This window comes from Cupriavidus pauculus, from assembly GCF_022179805.1.
Classification (GTDB): domain Bacteria; phylum Pseudomonadota; class Gammaproteobacteria; order Burkholderiales; family Burkholderiaceae; genus Cupriavidus; species Cupriavidus pauculus_E.
Genome location: NZ_BPUO01000011.1, coordinates 64897 through 84748, shown reverse-complemented (window position 1 = coordinate 84748; position 19852 = coordinate 64897). Strand labels below are relative to the sequence as shown.

Below are 19852 nucleotides of genomic sequence, written 5' to 3'. Positions count from 1 at the left end.
AAACACTTTGTTTCAGGGCTCACAGCGCGCTCACAGGCGCCCGTAGCCGTTGCCCTGTCAAGGCTGGCGGGAATACGGCCCGCCCTGCCCCCAGCTTTCCTGCCCGGTCAGCCAACCTTGGTGGCTGGCTTGTCCTCGGCCGGCGCGGGCGGCGCGCCATCCTTGGGCGCGGCTGGCTGCGACGGCTCGTCGTCGTCCTGCGAAGGCGGGTTGCCATCGTAGATCAGATACTGGCGGCGCTGCAGGTACGAATCGCGCAGGAACGCATACTTGTCCAGCGCGGCCGCCTCGATCAGGCTCGTTGCGCCCAGCAACTGGGCGCGGCCGTCGACCACGCGCACCGCGGACACGCCAAGGCTGGCCGACCACGGCGCGATATAGAACGTGGGATCCATGAAGCGGTCCACCACCATGCCCGAGCCATCGCGCACGCTGCTCGGCCCGAACAGCGGCAGCACCAGGTACGGGCCCGGGGGCACGCCCCACACGCCCAGCGTCTGGCCAAAGTCTTCCTTGTACTTCGGCAGGCCGGCCGGCGTGGCGATGTCGATCAGGCCGCCAAGCCCCAGCACGCTGTTGATGGCCACGCGCATGGTGTCTTCCGCCGCGCGCGACGGCTTGCCTTGCAGCAGGTTGTTGGCCGCCGAGTAGACGTCGCTGACGTTCGAGAAGAAGTTGCCCACCGCCGTACGCACCGGCGACGGGACGTAGTCCTGGTAGCCCTCGGCCACCGGCTTCAGCGCGTACTTGTCCAGGTTGTCATTGAACGTGGTCACCCCACGGTTGAACGGTTCCAGCGGATCGGCCGGATTGGCGTTGGGTCCGGTGGCACAGCCAGCCAGGGCCAGCGCGGCCACGGTGGCCGCGGTCAGGCGTCGGAAAGCGCTCATTTGGCACCGCCCGTTCCAGGCGCGGCCGGCAGCGCCGGCAGGGCTGCCGGTTCCGGCGTCGATGCGGCTGGCGCCGACGAGGGTGACGACGAACCGGCATTGCCGCCGCCGGCACCGGCGTCGGCCGCCTTGTTGTACAGGAACTGGCCGATCAGGTTTTCCAGCACCACGGCGGACTGGGTCATCGTGATCTTGCTGCCCTGCGCCAGCATCTTCGAATCGCCGCCAGCCTCCAGGCCAATGTACTGCTCGCCCAGCAGGCCCGACGTCAGGATCTTGGCCGACGTGTCGCGCGGAAACTCGTAGCGTTTTTCCAGGTTCAGGGTCACCGTGGCCAGGTATTCCTTGTCATCGAAGTTGATGGCCGCCACCCGGCCAACCACCACGCCGGCGCTCTTGACCGGCGCGCGCGGCTTCAGGCCGCCGATGTTGTCGAACTGGGCGGTCACTGTATAGGTGTCCTGGAACGACAGGCTGCTCATGTTGCCCGCCTTCAACGCCAGGAACAGCAGTGCGGCAAAGCCCACCACCACGAACAGCCCCACCCAGTAGTCGAGCGAATTTTTCTTCATGCGAGTCTCTTGTCTAATGCTTGTCAGCTGAACATCAGCGCGGTCAGCAGGAAATCCAGCCCGAGCACGGCCAGCGACGCCATCACCACGGTCCGCGTGGTGGCGCGCGATACACCCTCGGGCGTCGGGTTCGCCTCGAATCCCTGGTACAACGCGATAAACGTCACCGCCACGCCAAAAATAAAGCTCTTGATCACGCCGTTCAGTACGTCAGCGCGTACATCCACCCCACCCTGCATCTGCGACCAGAACGCGCCGGAGTCCACGCCGATCAGGTGCACACCCACCAGGTAGCCGCCCAGGATGCCCACGGCGCTGAAGATCGCGGCCAGGATCGGCATGGCGATCACGCCGGCCCAGAAGCGCGGCGCAATCACGCGTTGCAGCGGGTTGACGGCCATCATCTCCATGGCGGTCAGTTGCTCGCCGGCCTTCATCAGCCCGATTTCAGCGGTCAGCGACGTGCCCGCGCGGCCCGCGAACAGCAGCGCCGACACCACCGGCCCCAGTTCGCGCACCAGCGACAGCGCCACCAGCAGGCCCAGCGCCTGCTCCGACCCATATCGGTTCAGCGTGTAGTAACCCTGCAGCCCCAGCACAAAGCCGACGAACAGCCCTGACACAGCAATGATCACCAGCGACAGGTTGCCGACGAAGAACACCTGGTCCGAAACCAGGCGGAAGCGCCGCAGCAGCGCCGGCGACAGGGCCAGCAGGGACAGGAACATGCGCGTGGCGCGGCCCAGGCCGCCCACGAACTGACGCACCGCGGCGCCGATTGTGGTGAAGAAGCCGGTCACCGTGTGCCTCCGGCCATGAAATCTTCGGCCAGGGTCGGGCCTCCGTAGTGGAACGGCACCGGGCCGTCGGCCTTGGCGTGCACGAACTGGTGCACGAACGGATCGCTCGACGCACGCAGGTCCTCGGGCGCGCCTTCGGCGGCAATCTTGCCGTTGGCAATGAAATAGACGTAGTCGGCGATCTGGAACGTTTCCTGCACATCGTGCGAAACGATGATCGTGCTGCCGCCCAGCGCGTCGTTGAGGTCGCGGATCAGGTTGGCGGTCAGGCCGAGCGAAATCGGGTCCAGCCCGGCGAACGGCTCGTCATACATCAGCAGCGCCGGGTCCAGGGCGATGGCGCGCGCCAGTGCCACGCGCCGTGCCATGCCGCCCGAGATCTGCGCCGGCATCAGGTCGCGCGCGCCGCGCAGACCCACGGCGTTGAGCTTCATCAGCACCAGATCCCGGATCATCGATTCGGGCAGGTCCGTGTGCTCGCGCAGCGGGAACGCGACGTTGTCGAAGACCGAGAGGTCGGTGAACAGCGCCCCAAACTGGAACAGCATGCCCATCTGGCGGCGCACCGCGTACAGCGCGCTCTGGTCCATGGCGTCGATATCGGCGCCGTTGAACGTGACGCGGCCGCTGCGCGGACGCACCATGCCGCCAATCAGCCGCATCACGGTGGTCTTGCCGCAACCCGATCCTCCCATGACCGCGACTACCTTCCCGCGCGGAAAGCGCATGGAAAGTCCAGACAGGATGGGCTTGTCGCCTTCCGCGTATGCAAAATCGACATCCCCGAGTTCGACGACGTTCGGGCCTGTAAAGGCCGGGCCAGACGGGTTCGGCACGGTAGCGGTCACGTTGTCACCGGATTTAGACAGGCCGCCATTATAAGGGCTACTACCTATCGGTCGCCGTCCCGTGTGGTGATCTCACCATTGCACAGCGGACAACAATAAGTGACAGATTTGTGGCGTGAACGCTACAAGCCAAGAAATCGGCGGGTCGCTCAGGGTTCCGGGCGGGCCCCCGCCTGGCGCAAGATGACCTGCCATTGCACCGATTCCGCGCGAATCGCCGTGGCAAACGCCTCGGGAGAATCGCGCACTGGCATCAGTCCGGCGGCAATCAACTGGGCGCGCACCTCGCGCTCGTTGGTCACACTGTCCAGCTCCGTAGCCAGTCGCGCGACGATGGCGCGCGGCGTCTTGCCCGGCGCCATGACCCCGTACCACGCCAGTGCGCTGTAGCCATCCATGCCGTCTTCCTGCAGCGTGGGCACATGCGGCATCAGCGGCGAACGCACCGGCCCGGTCACGCCCAGGATGCGCAGCGCACCCGAGCGCACATGCGTTTGCACAGCGGCCCACGAACAGAAGCAGGCGCTGATACGGCCGGCGAGCATTTCCTGCACCACCGCCGTCTCGCCCTTGGCCACCACCAGCGGCACGCCGTTGGGCATGCTTCGCACCGCGTACTCGGCGTAAAGGTGCGACGGGCTGCCGGGCTGGCCATATCCGTAGCTGTACGAGGCGGGACTCGACCGCACCGCCGTGATCCATTGCTGGGTAGTGGTCATCGGCAAATGGCCGTCGATGACCAGGAACAACGGCGAAGCCGCCACCCGTGCCACGGGCGTGAAATCGCGCATGATGTCGTAGGGAACCGGCTCCAGCCCAGGCTGGATCAGCATGTTGGCCTGATGGAACAGCAGCGTGTGGCCGTCCGAGCTGGCCTTGGCGACGAGGTCGCCAGCCATCGTGCCCGACGCACCCGGCCGGTTGTCGACCTCGACCGGTGTGCCGAGGCGCAGGGCAAGCCGCTCCGCCAGCAGTCGCGCGACGGCATCGGCCACGCCTCCCGCGGGAAACGGCACGATCAGACGCACCGGACGCGCCGGGAACGACACCGGGCGGCTCTGCAAATCCATCCGCGAGCCTGGCGGAATGCTGGCAAGCTGAGCCAGTGCTGGAGGCTGAGCAAGGGCAGCCGCCATGCATAGCGCACCGGCGGCACCGAACACCCATTTGGCAGCGAGTATTGGCAACTTCGCTATACCTCGCCAAAGCCGCATGCATTTGCGCACTTCGGACATCAATTCCCTCCGGGCCGTACCCCACCGCTACGGCACCAAATCGGCTGAAAGGATTTCGAGGCAGTCTCTTCTTATCTAGTTTGAGGAAATTGTAAGGACATAGCCCGAGGGGGCACAAACCACGTAAACGCTCTCCGGGAGGACCCCAATGTGAGCGCTCGTATAATCGCCCGATGCCCGAATTCACACTGCGGCTCATGCGCGCCGCCGACCTGCCCGCCATATTGGCCGTCCAGGCGCAGTGCTATGGCGATGCGCTGGTCGAGTCCGCCGATGCCTTGTCCAGCCGCCTTGCGCTGTCGCCCGGCACCTGCTGGGTAGCCGTGCTGTCCGATGGCACGCTGGCGGGATACCTGTTCACCCATGCGTGGCCGGAAGCCACGCTGCCGCCCTGGAATGGCCTGCTCGCATGTGACTGGCCGAACGACGAACCGTTGACGTGGTTCGTCCATGACATGGCGGTGGCGCCGATTGGGCGGGGGCTGGGATTGGCTGTCCAGCTCCACAGCGCGGCACGCGACGTGGCCGCAGCGAGTGGCTTGCGTTCGTCCCGCCTCGTCGCCGTTCAGTCCGCCGACAGGTATTGGCGCAGGTTCGGGTACGCGCCGATGGCCGCTGGCAAGCATGCGGCCAAGCTGGAGATGTACGGAGCGGGAGCGTTGCTGATGGGATGTCAGCTTGAAATGAAAAAGGCCCCATGCGACATGGAGCCTTCTTTAGACAGCTAATCGGACCTCTTCGGCTACTCACACACCTGGGTGTAGATGCGCCTTGTTGCTCCCCTCTCCCGCAAAGCGGGAGAGGGGTCGGGGGAGAGGGCCTGGCGGTGCAAACTGCGACCTGTCGGCAAGCAGAGCCTCGACGCCCTCTCCCCCAGCCCCTCTCCCGCACACGGGAGAGGGGAGCTTACTAACCAGCCATCAGCATGCAGAGGGATCGCAGTTGAGGCCGGAACACCAGCTTAGCGCGGCAGTTCCGTATGGCCCATCAGGAACGCGTCCACCGAGCGGGCGGCCTGGCGGCCTTCGCGGATGGCCCAGACCACCAGCGACTGGCCACGGCGCACGTCGCCGGCGGCGAAGACCTTCGGCACGTTCGTGAAGTACGCGCGGTCGCCTTCGGTCGACGCCTTGGCGTTCTTGCGAGCGTCGGTATCCACACCGAAAGCTTCCAGCATCGAGCCCACCGGGTTGGTGAAGCCCATGGCCAGCAGCACCAGGTCTGCCTTCAGCGTGAACTCGCTGCCCGGCACTTCCTGCATCCGGCCGTCCTTCCACTCCACGCGGCAGGCCTTCAGCGCCGTGACCTTGCCGTTCTCGCCGATCAGTTCCTTGGTGGCCACCGACCAGTCGCGCGAGCAGCCTTCGTCATGCGACGACGACGTGCGCAGCTTGATCGGCCAGTACGGCCACACCAGCGGCTTGTTCTCTTCTTCCGGCGGCTGCGGCAGCAGTTCGAACTGCGTCACCGACTCGGCGCCATGGCGATTCGACGTGCCCACGCAGTCTGAACCCGTATCGCCACCGCCGATCACGATTACGTGCTTGCCTTCGGCGCGCATCTCGTTGATGCCGTCGCCCGCCACTTCCTTGTTCTGCGGAATCAGGAATTCCAGCGCGTAGTGCACGCCGTCGAGCTCGCGGCCCGGCACCGGCAGGTCACGCGGCACTTCGGAGCCGCCCGCCAGCACCACGGCGTCGAACTGGTCCATCAGCGCCTGTGCCGAGATCGATTCGCGGGCGTAGTTCTTGATGCCGGCCGGCAGCTTGTCGCCATCGGTCACCATCACGCCGGCACGGAAGGTCACTCCTTCGGCCTGCATCTGCTCGATGCGGCGGTCGATCAGGTCCTTCTCCATCTTGAAGTCGGGAATGCCGTAGCGCAGCAGGCCGCCGATGCGGTCGTTCTTCTCGAACACGGTCACATCGTGGCCGGCGCGTGCCAGCTGCTGCGCGGCAGCCATGCCGGCAGGGCCCGAGCCCACCACGGCCACGGTCTTGCCGGTCTTGTGCTTCGGCACTTGCGGCGCAACCCAGCCCTCTTCCCAGGCCTTGTCGATGATGGCGTGCTCGATCGACTTGATGCCCACCGGCAGCTCGGTGATGCCCAGCGTGCACGCAGCTTCGCACGGTGCCGGGCAGATACGGCCCGTGAACTCGGGGAAGTTGTTGGTCTGGTGCAGCACTTCGATCGCCGACTTCCAGTCCTGGCGATACACCAGGTCGTTGAAGTCGGGAATGATGTTGTTGACCGGGCAGCCGTTGTTGCAGAACGGGATACCGCAGTCCATGCAGCGCGCACCCTGGATCTTCGCCTCGCTGTCGGAGAGCGCGAACACGAATTCCTTGTAGTGCTTCACGCGCTTGACTACGGGTTCGTAGCCTTCGTTCTGGCGCGGAAATTCGAGAAAGCCTGTCGCCTTACCCATGTTGCATCCTTGGTCTTGCTTGGCGCGAGGCGGCCGGGCCGGCCTCGCGTGGGGTCAGTATCTTGTCGGCACCGCGGCTCATGCCACGACGCCTCTCGTCGTATGGCTGCCGGTCAGGCGGCTACCGCTTCGCGATCGTTGTCGCGGGCAGCCTGTTCCTTCTCGTACATTTCGCCCAGCGCGCGCTTGTACTCGGTCGGGAAGACCTTGACGAACTTGCGGCGTGCCGTGGTCCAGTCGGCCAGCAGCGCCTTGGCGCGCTCCGAACCGGTGTAGCGGAAATGCTGCTCGATCAGGTCGCGCAGGATCACTTCGTCCAGCTGGCGCTTGCCGCCCGACTTGTGCCACTGCGATTCCGGCTGGCCCTTCTGCTGGTCGGCCGAGGCCAGCACTGCTTCCAGTGCCACCATCGACGTGTTGCAGCGCTTGTCGAACAGGCCGTCCTCGTCATAGACGTAGGCCACGCCGCCCGACATACCGGCCGCGAAGTTGCGGCCCGTGCCGCCCAGCACGACCACCGTACCGCCGGTCATGTATTCGCAGCCATGGTCGCCGGTGCCTTCCACCACGGCGGTGGCACCCGAGTTGCGCACCGCAAAGCGCTCGCCGCCCACGCCGTTGAAGAACGCCTCGCCAGCCAGCGCGCCGTACAGCACCGTGTTGCCGACGATGATGTTGCGCGTCGGGTCGCCACGGAATTCGTGCGGTGCACGCACGATCACGCGGCCACCCGACAGGCCCTTGCCCACGTAGTCGTTGGCGTCGCCCACGAGGTCGATCGTGATGCCATGCGCCAGGAACGCGCCGAACGACTGGCCGGCCGTGCCCTGGAACTGGATGTGGATCGTGTCGTCGGGCAGACCTTCGTGGCCGTACTGCTTGGCCACCACGCCGGACAGCATCGCGCCCACGGTACGGTTCACGTTCTTCACCGGCTGGATGAACGACACGCGCTCACCCTTGTCGATGGCAGGACGTGCCTTGGCAATCAGCGTGTGATCCAGTGCCTTGCCCGATTCCACCGACAGGCCGTGATCCTGCACGTCGGTGTGGTAGCGCGGCACGTCGGCGGGGATCGGTGCCTGGAAGAAGATGCGGCTGAAGTCCAGGCCGCGTGCCTTCCAGTGGTCGATGCCGTTGCGGATGTCCAGCAGGTCGGCACGGCCAATCAGTTCGTCGAACGTGCGGATACCCAGCTGTGCCATGATTTCACGCGCTTCCTCGGCCACGAAGAAGAAGAAGTTCACCACGTGCTCGGGCTTGCCCTGGAACTTCTTGCGCAGCGCCGGATCCTGCGTAGCCACGCCCACCGGGCAGGTGTTCAGGTGGCACTTGCGCATCATGATGCAGCCCTCGGCCACCAGCGGCGCCGTGGCAAAGCCGAACTCGTCAGCGCCCAGCAGCGCGCCGATCACCACGTCGCGGCCGGTCTTCATCTGGCCGTCAGCCTGCACGCGGATACGGTTGCGCAGGCCGTTCAGCATCAGAGTCTGCTGCGTTTCGGCCAGGCCCAGTTCCCACGGCGAACCCGCGTACTTGATCGACGACCACGGCGATGCGCCGGTGCCGCCGTCATGGCCAGCGATCACCACGTGGTCGGCCTTGGCCTTGGCCACGCCGGCCGCCACGGTACCCACGCCCACTTCGGACACGAGCTTGACCGAGATGTCGGATGCCGGGTTCACGTTCTTCAGGTCGTGGATAAGCTGTGCCAGATCCTCGATCGAGTAGATGTCGTGGTGCGGGGGCGGCGAGATCAGGCCGACGCCCGGCACCGAGTAACGCAGCTTGCCGATGTAGTCGGACACCTTGTGGCCCGGCAGCTGGCCGCCTTCGCCCGGCTTGGCGCCCTGCGCCATCTTGATCTGGATCTGGTCGGCCGATGCCAGGTATTCGGCGGTCACGCCGAACCGGCCCGATGCCACCTGCTTGATCTTCGAGCGCAGCGAATCGCCGTCCTTCAGCTCCAGGTCCTTTTCCACCACGTGGTCGCCCAGGATGCTCTTGAGCGAGTCGCCCTGCTTGATGGGGATGCCGCGCAGTTCGTTGCGATAGCGCTTCTCGTCCTCGCCGCCTTCGCCGGTGTTCGACTTGCCGCCGATGCGGTTCATCGCCACGGCCAGCGTGGCGTGGGCTTCGGTCGAGATCGAGCCGAGCGACATGGCGCCCGTGGCAAAACGCTTGACGATGTCCTTGGCCGATTCCACTTCTTCCAGCGGGATGGCGCGCGACGGGTCAACCTTGAACTCGAACAGGCCGCGCAGCGTCATGTGGCGACGGCTCTGGTCGTTGATGATGTTCGCGTATTCCTTGTACGTCTGGTACTGACCCTTGCCGTCGTCGGCGCGCACCGAGTGCTGCAGCTTGGCGATCGAGTCCGGCGTCCACATGTGTTCTTCACCACGGATGCGGAACGCGTATTCGCCGCCGGCGTCGAGCATGTTGCTCAGCACGGGGTTGCTGCCGAATGCGTCGGTGTGCAGGCGCAGCGCTTCCTCGGCCACCTCGAAGATGCCGATACCCTCGACGTTCGACGGCGTGCCGTGGAAGTACTTCTGCACCAGTTCGCGCGACAGGCCGATGGCTTCGAAGATCTGGGCGCCGGTGTACGACATGTACGTGGAGATGCCCATCTTCGACATCACCTTGAACAGGCCCTTGCCGATCGCCTTGACGAAGTTCTTGACCGCCTTTTCCGGCGACAGGTCGCCCGACAGGCCAGCCGCCATGTCGGCCAGCGTTTCCATGGCCAGGTACGGGTGCACGGCTTCCGCGCCGTAGCCGGCCAGCAGCGCGAAGTGGTGTACTTCACGGGCCGAGCCGGTTTCCACAACCAGACCGGCCGAGGTGCGCAGGCCCTTCTCCACCAGGTGGTGGTGAATGGCCGACGTGGCCAGCAGCGCCGGAATGGCAACCTGCGTGTCGTCGACGCGGCGGTCGGACACGATCAGGATGTTGTAGCCCGAACGCACGGCGTCCACGGCTTCGGCGCACAGCGACGCCAGGCGGGCCTCGATGCCCTCCTTGCCCCACGCCACCGGGTAGCAGATGTTCAGTTCGTACGAACGGAACTTGCCGCCGGTGTAGTGCTCGATGTTGCGGATCTTGGCGATGTCCTTGAAGTCCAGCACGGGCTGGGACACTTCCAGGCGCATCGGCGGGTTGATGTTGTTCAGTTCCAGCAGGTTCGGCTTCGGACCGATGAACGACACCAGCGACATCACCATGTTCTCGCGGATCGGGTCGATCGGCGGGTTGGTCACCTGGGCGAACAGCTGGCGGAAGTAGTGGTACAGCGTCTTGTTCTTCGACGACAGCACGGCCAGGGGCGAGTCGTTGCCCATCGAGCCCGTGGCTTCTTCACCGGCCAGCGCCATCGGCGCCATCAGGAACTTGACGTCTTCCTGCGAGTAGCCGAACGCCTGCTGGCGGTCCAGCAGCGGCGACACCGGCTTCTTCTCGGCAGCCACGTCTTCCGGCTTGGCATCGATCTCGTCGAGCTTGATGCGCACGGCGTCGATCCAGCTCTTGTACGGCTTGGCGTTGGCCAGGTTGTCCTTGAGTTCCTTGTCGTCGATGATGCGGCCCTGCTCCATGTCGATCAGGAACATCTTGCCCGGCTGCAGGCGCCACTTCTGGACGATGCGCGACTCGGGGAACGGCAGCACGCCGGCTTCCGAGGCCAGCACGACGAAGTCGTCCTCGGTTACGTAGAAGCGGGCCGGACGCAGGCCGTTACGGTCCAGCGTGGCGCCGATCTGGCGGCCGTCGGTGAAGCAGATGGCGGCAGGGCCGTCCCACGGCTCCATCATCGCGGCGTGGTATTCGTAGAAGGCACGACGGTTGTCGTCCATCAGCGTGTGCTGTTCCCAGGCTTCCGGGATCATCATCATCATCGCGTGGACGAGCGGGTAGCCGGCCATCGTCAGCAGTTCGAGGCAGTTGTCGAACGATGCCGTATCCGACTGGCCCGGATAGATCAGCGGCCAGAGCTTGGGCAGGTCGTCGCCCAGCACCGGCGACGAGATCGCGCCGGTACGTGCGTTCACCCAGTTCACGTTGCCCTTTACCGTGTTGATTTCGCCGTTGTGGGCGACCATGCGGTACGGGTGGGCCAGTTCCCAGGCCGGGAACGTGTTGGTCGAGAAGCGCTGGTGCACCAGGGCCAGGGCCGACACGGCGCGCGAATCGAGCAAGTCCAGGTAGTACTCGCCCACCTGGTTGGCCAGCAGCAGGCCCTTGTACACGACGGTACGGGCCGACATCGACGGCACGAAATATTCCTTGCCGTGCTTGAGCTTGAGCGCCTGGATGGCGTGGCTGGCCGTCTTGCGGATCACGTAGAGCTTACGTTCCAGCGCGTCGGTGGTCATGATGTCGCGGCCGCGACCGATGAAGATCTGGCGGATCACCGGCTCGGTGGTGCGCACCGTCGGGGACATCGGCATGTTGCAGTCCACCGGGACATCGCGCCAGCCCAGCACGACCTGGCCTTCGAGGCGTACCGTGCGTTCGAGTTCCTGCTCGCAGGCCAGGCGCGAGGCGTGTTCCTTCGGCAGGAAGATCATGCCGACGCCGTACTCGCCGTTCGGCGGCAGGGTCACGCCCTGCTTGGCCATTTCCTCGCGGTAGAACTGGTCCGGGATCTGGATCAGGATGCCGGCGCCATCGCCCATCAGCGCGTCCGCGCCAACTGCACCCCGGTGGTCCAGGTTCTCAAGGATCTTCAGACCCTGCGAAATGATCTCGTGGGACTTCTTGCCCTTGATATGCGCCACCATGCCGACGCCGCAGGCGTCATGCTCGTTGGTGGGGTCGTACAGGCCCTGGGCCTGCGGGCGGGCGGCGAGATCGGAAGGTTGTTGCGAGTGGTCCACGGGCTGAATTCCGGTGAAGGCTGCGCAGCCAGCAAGGCAGACCGAACGGGGAGAATGTCGCGGCCTCTTTGGCGGGCCTGGCAGACGATTCACCGCAGCGGCGTACACGAGCGTGACGCGCCGCACAATGACTGTGGGTGGAGCAACTATAAGAGAATCGCCTGAAGCCCGCAGAATTATTAAATAGGGTCAGAACACATTAAATATTGCACCATCGCATCCGCTATTTTTAATAGGGACACATTAATTTTGATCCACAAAATCACTGTTATGGTGCGAATTCATCAATCTTTGAGTGTCGTCGCACCTGTCTCGGCTTCCGTCAGCAAAATAGTCGACTTTCTTGGTCGGCCTTTCGGAAGCGGCTGGATGCGCCGGGTGGCGTGTCGTTCCAGTTGCGCCAGGAACGCTTCGCTGCCCAGCGGCCACCCGCTATGCGCATGCTTCTGCAAGGTGGAGAGCGTCCGGCCGGACAATCCCTCGGCCATCAGCGCGCGGTAGTTCGACTGGCGTTCGAATGGCGTATTGCCGAGATCCCAGTAGATGGAGTGATCGCTCACAAGCGGGCTGGCCTCGATGCCGGCGTGATGCCGGTAGCTGCTCCAGCGATCCGCCTCGGGCGTCGCGGTGTCGCCCGCGCGCACGGCGTTGCCTTCGGCGTAGAGCATGGCCGGCAGCAGCCAGTTCTCGGCCTCGATCACGGCTGAACGGAAGCGGCCCTCCCACAGTGTTCCGGTCCGGTCGGCCACGCGGTTGAAATGCCGCGCATAACGCCGGCCCACCGCTTGCATCGTCAGGCTCAGCGAATCCTGGCCCTTGGGCGTGGCAACGAGGTGGATATGGTTGGGCCGCAGCGCGTAGGCGTGGATCGCCAGCTCATGCTCGCGCGCCGCCATGCGCAGGCAATCCAGGTAGTGCAGGTAGTCTTCGTTGCCCAGAAACACCGGCTGGCGGTTGTTGCCGCGCTGCAACACCATGGTGGGCAGGCCGACGGGCGAAAAACGGGGAAGGCGGGCCATCGGGGCATCCTCGACAAGGTGCCCGCATGATAGCCTGATCTGTCCCCTTTTTATCGTTCAGCTGATCGAGTTGCTTTCGCTGACGGCAAAGATGCGGCGGTGCTCGCGGATCGCGTAGCGGTCGGTCATGCCGGCGATGTAGTGGGCAATCAGGCGCGGCTGGTCCGCGCCGTGGCCGGCCTGGTACTGCGGCGGCAGTAGCCGCGAATCCTGCATGAATGCGCCGAACAGGTCGCTGATGATGCGCTGGGCCTTGGCGGACATGCGCATGACCAGGTAATGCCGATACAGATGCCGGAACAGGAAGCGCTTCAGCGCGGCGGCCTCCTCATGGATCTTCGGGCTGAACGACACCAGCGGCCCGGCCGCCCGCACGTCGTCGATCGATTTCGGGTTGGCGGCGGCGATATTGCGCCCGGTGGTCTCGATCAGGTCGACGATCAGCGTGTTGATCATGCGCCGGACGGTCTCGTTGATCGCCCGCCGCCCATTGATGGCAGGAAAAGCCGCCACCACCTCGGCGCGGTGGCGCGCCCACATTGGCACTTCGTCCAGTTGCTCCAGCGTCAGCAAACCCGAGCGCAGGCCATCGTCGATGTCGTGATTGTTGTAGGCGATCTCGTCGGCCAGGTTGGCCAGCTGGGCCTCCAGCGACGGCTGCGCGCCCTCCAGGAAGCGCCGCCCCAACTCACCCAGCGCCGCCGCGTTGACGCGCGAGCAATGCTTGAGAATGCCTTCGCGCGTCTCGAAGGTCAGGTTCAGTCCGTTGAAGCCGCCGTAGCGCTCTTCCAGTTCGTCCACCACCAGCAGGCTTTGCAGGTTGTGCTCGAAGCCGCCGTGATTCTTCATGCAGCCGTTCAGCGCGTCCTGGCCGGCGTGGCCGAATGGCGTATGGCCCAGATCGTGGGCCAGCGAGATGGCCTCGACCAGATCCTCGTTGAGCCGCAGGTTGCGCGCGATGGAACGCGCAATCTGCGCCACCTCTAGGCTGTGCGTGAGCCGCGTGCGGAACAGGTCGCCCTCGTGGTTGACGAAGACCTGCGTCTTGTATTCGAGCCGGCGGAAGGCCGTGCTGTGGATGACGCGGTCACGGTCGCGCTGGAATTCACTGCGCGATGACGATGCCGGCTCGGCATGCACACGCCCGCGCGTCTTCGCAGAGCGCGCGGCGTAGGGAGCCAGGTGGGCGTCGAGGTCTGTCGCTGGAGCGGTGGTCATGCGGGCAATCCGTTTATCCGTTACTGGTTCAGGGTTGCAAGGCATAACCAGCCGCTCACGCGACCGGTGCCTCTGCGGGAGGTTTCAGTACAGCGTGACGCAGCGTGTCACGCAAATCGGGGTCCGGCACGGTGGTAATGAACGCCTCGCCCATCTTGCGCAGCAGAATGAACTTGATGCTGCCGGCCTCGGCCTTCTTGTCCACCTTCATCAGTTCGACATAGCGGTCGATGCCAAGATCCGGGGCCACCACCGGCAGCATCGCCGCCTGCGTCAGCGTGCGGATGCGCGCGCGCGTCTCCACGTCGATGAAACCAAGCCGGTGCGACAGGTCTGCCGCCATCACCATGCCGCAGCCCACGGCCTCGCCATGGAGCCATTCGCCATAGCCCATGCCGGCCTCGATTGCATGGCCAAACGTGTGTCCGAAATTGAGGATCGCCCGCAGTCCGCCTTCCCGCTCGTCCTGGGCCACCACGCCCGCCTTGATTTCGCAGGACCGGCGCACGGCTTCGGCCATCAGCGCAGTGTCGCACGCGTTCAGCCCGGCGATGTTGTCCTCGATCCAGCCGAAGTAGGCGGCATCGGCGATTGCGCCGTGCTTGATCACCTCGGCCAGGCCAGCGGCCAGTTCGCGCGCCGGCAGCGTCTTCAGCGTGTCGATATCGGCGATCACCGCGTTGGGCTGGTGAAACGCGCCGATCATGTTCTTGCCCAGCGGATGGTTGATGCCCGTCTTGCCGCCCACCGACGAGTCCACCTGCGACAGCAGCGTGGTCGGCATCTGCACGAACGGCACGCCGCGCATGTAGCAGGCCGCGGCAAAGCCGGTCATATCGCCCACCACCCCGCCGCCCAGCGCGATCAGGGTCGTCTTGCGGTCGGCGCCCGCCTGCAGCAGTGCATCGAAAATCCGGTTCAGCGTTTCCCACTGCTTGAAGCGCTCGCCATCGGGCAGCACCACCGTGCGCACGGTCTTGCCAAGCCCGGCCAGCGTGGCTTCCACGCGCGCGGCATAGAGCGGACCAACCGTCTCGTTGGTCACGATAACGGCATGCTGGCCGCGCACATGCGGCTGCAGCAGGTCGGCGCGGTCCAGCAGGCCGCCGCCAATAAGGATCGGGTAGCTACGCGCCCCGAGATCGACTTCCAGCGTGATCATGAATGGGTGTCCTGCGCCGGCGGCTCGTCCACCATGTCGGTGTCGGGCTCGGCTTCCGCGGCCGGCAGCGTGAAGCCGGCCATTTCAAGTTGCATGAGAACCATATTAGCAAGCTGCGCCACGGTCGGCTTGCCGGTTTCGATAATGAAGTCCGCCACCTCGCGGTACAGCGGGTCGCGCTCGGCGTACAAGGCCTCCAGCCGGCCCTTGGGATCCTGCGTCTGCAGCAACGGACGGTTGCGGTCGTGCCGCGTGCGCAGCCAGAGATCATGGGGACTGGCGCGCAGGTACACCACGGTACCGTTGGCCTTGAGCGCCGCCCGATTGGCTTCGCGCAGCACCGCGCCGCCGCCGGTGGCCAGCACCACCCCGCTGCGGCCCGTCAGTTCGGCGATGATCTGCTCTTCGCGGTCGCGGAATCCAGCCTCGCCCTCGTGCTCGAAAATCACCGGAATCCGCACGCCGCAGCGTGCTTCAAGCTCGTGATCCGAGTCGACGAACGGGTAATCGAGGCGTCTGGCCACCGAGCGGCCGACGGTGGTCTTGCCGGCGCCCATCAGGCCAACAAAGAAAAGATTCGGGCGATTGGCTGTCACTGGACTGTCTTGCAACGATAAGGCTCACGGCATGGCCGCCCAGGTCGGGCCGCCTTGCTGACGTGATCGATACGCCATTGTGCACCATCGCGGTCCGGTCCCGGCTGGCCGTCGGTACCACCGACGCGCCGCGCTAAAGAAAAAGGCCGCGTCGGAATCCGACGCGGCCTGCCAGTCTACTGCATCCGGGCCCGGTGCTGCACCCGGCCAGTGTTATTTCAACGATACGCTGTCATTCAGGATGCGAGGCGTCAGGAACACCAGCAGCTCGGTCCGGTTGTTGACCTTGGCATTGTTCTTGAACAGGTTGCCCAGCACCGGAATGTCACCCAGCCAGGGCACCTTGTTGATGGTGGTCGACTCGTCCTGGCTGTAGATACCACCAATCACCACGGTGCCGCCGTTCTCCACCAGCACTTGCGTCTGCACGTGCTTGGTGTCGATGGCGAAGCCGCTGACGGTCTGGATACCCACGCTGTCCTTGTTGACGTCGACGTCCAGCAGCACATTGCCTTCCGGCGTGATCTGCGGGGTGACTTCCAGCTTCAGGTTCGCCTTGCGGAACTGCACCGACGTGGCGCCGCTTGACGTGGCCGACTGGTACGGCAGCTCGGTACCCTGCTCGATCAGTGCCTTGATGTTGTTGGCCGTGACCACGCGCGGGCTGGAGATGATCTTGCCCTTGCCGTCGGCTTCCAGCGCGGACAGTTCCAGGTCCAGGAATCGGCCTGCGGCGGTATTGAAGATACTGAACGCCACCGACGCCGGGTTCGTGCCGTTGATCGCAGCTGCCGGCAGACTTACTGCCGGGCCGTTATCCCAGACCGCATCCTTCGTGAACGGCGTCGCCACGTTCTGGTACGTGTTGCCGTAGGCGGCACCCGACCGTTGCGAGGCAAAACCGAGCTTCACGCCGAGGTTGCGGCTGAACGTATCGCTGGCTTCGACGATGCGCGCCTCGATGACCACCTGGCGTACCGGAATGTCGATCTTCTGCAGGAAGTTCTGCACTTCCTCGAGCTTCGAGCCGATGTCGGACACGAACAACTGGTTGGTACGCGGATCGGCGGTCAGCGAGCCGCGCTTGGACAGCATGCGCGTAACACCTGCGGCACCGCCCGCCGCGCCACCCACCGCACCGCCGCCACCACCAGCGCCGCCAGTGACAGCCAGCCCCAGCAGCATGCGGCGCACGTCGTCGGCACGCTGGTAGTTCAGCTGGAACACCTGGCTGCGGATCGGCTCCAGTTCGTTGATCTGCTGCAGCGCCTCAAGCTCGAGCTTTTCCTTGGTGGCCAGCTCGGCCTTCGGTGCCACCCACAGCACGTTGCCGTTGCGACGCGATGCCAGGCCCTTGGAATCGAGCACGATCTGCAGCGCCTGATCCCATGGCACATCCTTGAGACGTAGCGTCAGGTTGCCCTGCACCGTGTCGCTGGTGATGATGTTCAGGTTCGTGAAGTCGGCAAAGACCTGCAGCAGCGATCGGATGTCGATGTTCTGGAAGTTCAGCGACAGGCGCTCGCCCCGGTACCCCTGGCCCGAGATCAGCTTGTTCGGATCTTCCTTGACTTGGCGCACCTCGACCACGAACTGGTTGTCCGTCTGGTACGAGCTGTATTCCCAGTTGCCGCGAGGCTCGATGGTGAGCCGCGCCGCGCCGTTGGCGTCGCTGGCGCGCATGGCCTGCACCGGCGTGCCGAAGTCGGTCACGTCGAAGCGGCGGCGCAGGTCGTTCGGCAGTCCTGTGCCGATGAAGTCCACCACCAGGTTCTGACCCTGCTGCTGGATGTTGATGCCCGAATCGCGCGACGACAGATCGACCACCACGCGGCCGGCACCATCGGTGCCACGGCGGAAGTCGATATTGCGGATCGAGGTGCGGTTAGCCGAGATGGGCTGCATCGCCGGCCCCGCCGGCGCGAACGTGGGGACGGCCGCCGCGGCAGCCTGCGCCACGTTGTCCATCAGCACCACGAACTGCGTGCCGCGCATTTCCGTGCGGTACGTGGCATTGCGCGCCAGGTCCAGCACCACGCGGGTGCGGTCACCGATCTGCATCACGTTGGCGCTCTTCAGCAGCTTGCCCGCATACTCGTACTGGGCCCGTCCCGCGGCAAAACCCGTATCGAAGAAATCAATCGCAATCTTTGCCGGATTCTGCGTGGTGAAGTCCGCCGGCTTCTGCGCCAGCGGCCCTTGCAGGTCGACCGTGAAGACGGTCTGCTCGCCAACGACGTTGGCATCCACCTGCTTGAGCTGGTTGTGTTGTGCCAGTGCGGCCGGAGAGGCCAGCACCAGCGCCATCGCTGAAGCGCCCGCAAGCGCCCGGACCCAACGTGACGTGATCATGCGGATGCCTCCAGCTTCAGGCTGGTCATTTTCTCTTTCCAATCTGAGACCCCTTCCCGAACCAATTCGCGCAACACGATCTCTTGATCGTTGATGCGGACCACCCGGCCATAGCTCTGGCCGAGATACTGACCCACCTTGACGTGATGGATCTTGTTATCTACGCGTACGACACCGTAGGTCTCGCCGTTTTTCTTCAGCATGCCGAGCATCTTGAAGTTTTCCAGCGGGAAATCCTCAAGCGGCTCGTGTCGCCGTCCGGCCTCCGGCGACTCAGACATCGTCTTGTTCAGCTCACCGATCTTCGTCTGCGCGAAGGGCTCGGGCGATGCGCGCCCCCCGTACTCGCGTGGCGTGTACGGCTTGACCTCGGGCAGTGGTTCGGGCGCCGGCGCCTTGGCGGCGCGCGTCTGCGCCATCCATTGGCGCAGGCCGTCGTCGTCGCTCTGGCCGCAGGCCGCCAGGGTGGTCACCGCCAGGGCGACCGCGGCAAGCGTATGCAACGCTACCGGTGGACGTCGGGTATGGCGGCTCACTTGGCGCCTCCATTTTTCTTCTTCGCGGCGGCGTCGGCGGCAGCCCTGCGCTGCGCGGCCTGCTCGTCCGGATCCAGCGCGCGGTAGGCCATCGCCATGCCTTCCATCGACAGCGTGCCGTCCTTGGCGACCGACATGTTCAGGTTACGCATGGAAACGATCCGCGACAGAGCCGCCACGTCGGCGTTGAACAGCGCGACGTCGTGATAGCGGCCGGTGACCTTCAGGTTGACCGGGATTTCGGCAAAGTACGGCTTGACCGCTGCCGCCTGCGGCTTGAACAGTTCGAACTGCAGGCCGCGCGCCACGCCGGCGTGGTTGACGTCAGCCAGCAGCGCGTCCATTTCCGTGCTGTTCGGCAGTTGCCGCTCGGCCAGGGCCACGCGCTTTTCCACTTCGGCCTTCTGCTTGCGCAGTTCTTCGAGGTTGGCCACCTGCGCCACCTTCGAGCGGAACTGCTGCTTGAGCTGCTCGTGCTCGGCGTGCTTGCGGTCCAGCTCGTCGCTCTTGTCGCTCCAGTAGAACTGCCAGCCCAGCACCAGCACGATCACGGCCGCCAGTACGGAAAACAGCAGGCGCGGCGCGGTGGGCCAGGTCTCCGGCTCGTTCAGGTTCAGGCCACGGAACTGCGTAGTGAAGTCCTGCAGGGAGATGTTGGAGTTCAGTGCCATGATCAGACCTTGCCTCCCGCCGGCTTCGCCGCCGCGTCAGACGCGCCGGTTTTCTTCTTTTCCGTCGGTTCCGGCGCGCGGTAGGAGAAGCGCATCGAGAAATCGAACAGCCGGCGCTGTTCGCGCAGGTTGTTGGTCATCGTGACGGCCTTGGACTCCACCAGTTCGGCACGGTCCAGCCATTGCACTTGGCTGATGTTGCGCAGCAGCTCCGATACGCGTTCGTTGGACTGGGCCACACCGGACATCACGAACGTGTCGCCCGTCTGCTTGAGCGTGGTCAGGTAGACGCCTTCGGGCACCTGGCGCACCAGCTCTTCCAGCAGTTGCACCGGCAGGTTGCGTTCCGCCTGAAGGCTCTCGATGGCGCGCTGGCGGTCCAGCAGTGCCTCAATGTCCTTCTTGAGCGAAATGACCTCCTTGATCTGCCCGTCCATGCGGGCATTCTCGGTGGACAGCGTCTGGTTCAGCGTGCTGACTTCGTCGATCTGCGAGTCGATGTAGAAACCGCCGATCAGTACCACAAGCGCCCCCGCGCCCGCGGCCCCGCCAAGCATGCTGTAGACCTTCTTGCGCCGGGCGGCCTTGCGCGCCTCGTGATACGGCAGCAGGTTGACCGACGGAATGGTATTCGTCGTCGTGGACATG

16 protein-coding genes are annotated in these 19852 nt (G+C 64.9%); 1 reads left to right on the top strand and 15 read right to left on the bottom strand.

Going from position 1 to position 19852, the window contains the following annotated elements; genetic code table 11:
* Positions 1 to 107: 107 nt before the first annotated feature.
* The 5 genes from MFF62_RS21815 to MFF62_RS21795 all read right to left on the bottom strand — a co-directional run bounded on the left by MFF62_RS21815 (position 108) and on the right by MFF62_RS21795 (position 4180).
* On the bottom strand, positions 108 to 890 hold the full coding sequence (locus tag MFF62_RS21815; protein ID WP_238265196.1) for an MlaA family lipoprotein: 783 nt from the start codon (positions 888 to 890) through the stop codon (positions 108 to 110).
* Complete coding sequence (gene mlaD, locus MFF62_RS21810) at positions 887 to 1462, bottom strand: outer membrane lipid asymmetry maintenance protein MlaD (RefSeq protein WP_238265195.1); 576 nt, start codon at positions 1460 to 1462, stop codon at positions 887 to 889. The genes MFF62_RS21815 and mlaD overlap by 4 nt, the downstream gene beginning before the upstream one ends.
* A gap of 23 nt (positions 1463 to 1485) precedes the next feature.
* Positions 1486 to 2262: a lipid asymmetry maintenance ABC transporter permease subunit MlaE gene (mlaE, locus tag MFF62_RS21805; protein ID WP_238265194.1), complete on the bottom strand. Its 777-nt coding sequence runs from the start codon at positions 2260 to 2262 to the stop codon at positions 1486 to 1488.
* Positions 2259 to 3110: an ABC transporter ATP-binding protein gene (locus MFF62_RS21800; protein WP_238265193.1), complete on the bottom strand. Its 852-nt coding sequence runs from the start codon at positions 3108 to 3110 to the stop codon at positions 2259 to 2261. Before MFF62_RS21800 ends, mlaE begins: the two co-directional genes overlap by 4 nt.
* A gap of 149 nt (positions 3111 to 3259) precedes the next feature.
* A complete protein-coding gene (locus MFF62_RS21795; RefSeq protein WP_404990812.1) occupies positions 3260 to 4180 on the bottom strand; it encodes a tripartite tricarboxylate transporter substrate binding protein in 921 nt (306 codons plus the stop codon).
* A gap of 338 nt (positions 4181 to 4518) precedes the next feature.
* Between MFF62_RS21795 and MFF62_RS21790 the strand changes: the two genes are divergently transcribed.
* Positions 4519 to 5073 carry a GNAT family N-acetyltransferase gene (locus tag MFF62_RS21790; RefSeq protein ID WP_238265191.1) on the top strand — a complete coding sequence of 185 codons (555 nt, stop codon included), beginning with the start codon at positions 4519 to 4521 and terminating at the stop codon, positions 5071 to 5073.
* A 233-nt stretch (positions 5074 to 5306) separates the two neighbouring features.
* Here the strand turns inward: MFF62_RS21790 and MFF62_RS21785 are convergent, their stop codons facing one another.
* The 10 genes from MFF62_RS21785 to MFF62_RS21740 form a co-directional block, all read right to left on the bottom strand.
* Positions 5307 to 6773 carry a glutamate synthase subunit beta gene (locus tag MFF62_RS21785; RefSeq protein ID WP_238265190.1) on the bottom strand — a complete coding sequence of 489 codons (1467 nt, stop codon included), beginning with the start codon at positions 6771 to 6773 and terminating at the stop codon, positions 5307 to 5309.
* 113 nt (positions 6774 to 6886) lie between these two features.
* Entirely contained in the window at positions 6887 to 11554 is a 4668-nt protein-coding gene (locus MFF62_RS21780; RefSeq protein ID WP_238265294.1) for a glutamate synthase-related protein, read from the bottom strand.
* Positions 11555 to 11934: 380 nt separating this feature from the next.
* Positions 11935 to 12669 (bottom strand): transposase, encoded by a 735-nt coding sequence (locus tag MFF62_RS21775; protein WP_238265189.1) that lies wholly within the window; start codon positions 12667 to 12669, stop codon positions 11935 to 11937.
* Between the two features lie 57 nt (positions 12670 to 12726).
* Positions 12727 to 13887, bottom strand: a complete 1161-nt coding sequence (locus MFF62_RS21770) for a deoxyguanosinetriphosphate triphosphohydrolase (RefSeq protein WP_238265188.1) — start codon at positions 13885 to 13887, stop codon at positions 12727 to 12729.
* A gap of 55 nt (positions 13888 to 13942) precedes the next feature.
* Complete coding sequence (gene aroB / locus MFF62_RS21765; RefSeq protein ID WP_238265187.1) at positions 13943 to 15049, bottom strand: 3-dehydroquinate synthase; 1107 nt, start codon at positions 15047 to 15049, stop codon at positions 13943 to 13945.
* Complete coding sequence (locus MFF62_RS21760; protein ID WP_238265186.1) at positions 15046 to 15645, bottom strand: shikimate kinase; 600 nt, start codon at positions 15643 to 15645, stop codon at positions 15046 to 15048. Before MFF62_RS21760 ends, aroB begins: the two co-directional genes overlap by 4 nt.
* A gap of 213 nt (positions 15646 to 15858) precedes the next feature.
* Positions 15859 to 17997, bottom strand: a complete 2139-nt coding sequence (locus MFF62_RS21755; RefSeq protein WP_238265185.1) for a type IV pilus secretin PilQ — start codon at positions 17995 to 17997, stop codon at positions 15859 to 15861.
* Entirely contained in the window at positions 17994 to 18533 is a 540-nt protein-coding gene (locus tag MFF62_RS21750; protein WP_238265184.1) for a pilus assembly protein PilP, read from the bottom strand. Before MFF62_RS21750 ends, MFF62_RS21755 begins: the two co-directional genes overlap by 4 nt.
* Positions 18530 to 19204: a type IV pilus inner membrane component PilO gene (locus tag MFF62_RS21745; RefSeq protein WP_238265183.1), complete on the bottom strand. Its 675-nt coding sequence runs from the start codon at positions 19202 to 19204 to the stop codon at positions 18530 to 18532. The genes MFF62_RS21750 and MFF62_RS21745 overlap by 4 nt, the downstream gene beginning before the upstream one ends.
* A gap of 2 nt (positions 19205 to 19206) precedes the next feature.
* Complete coding sequence (locus MFF62_RS21740; RefSeq protein ID WP_238265182.1) at positions 19207 to 19851, bottom strand: PilN domain-containing protein; 645 nt, start codon at positions 19849 to 19851, stop codon at positions 19207 to 19209.
* Between the last annotated feature and the right edge of the window lies 1 nt (position 19852).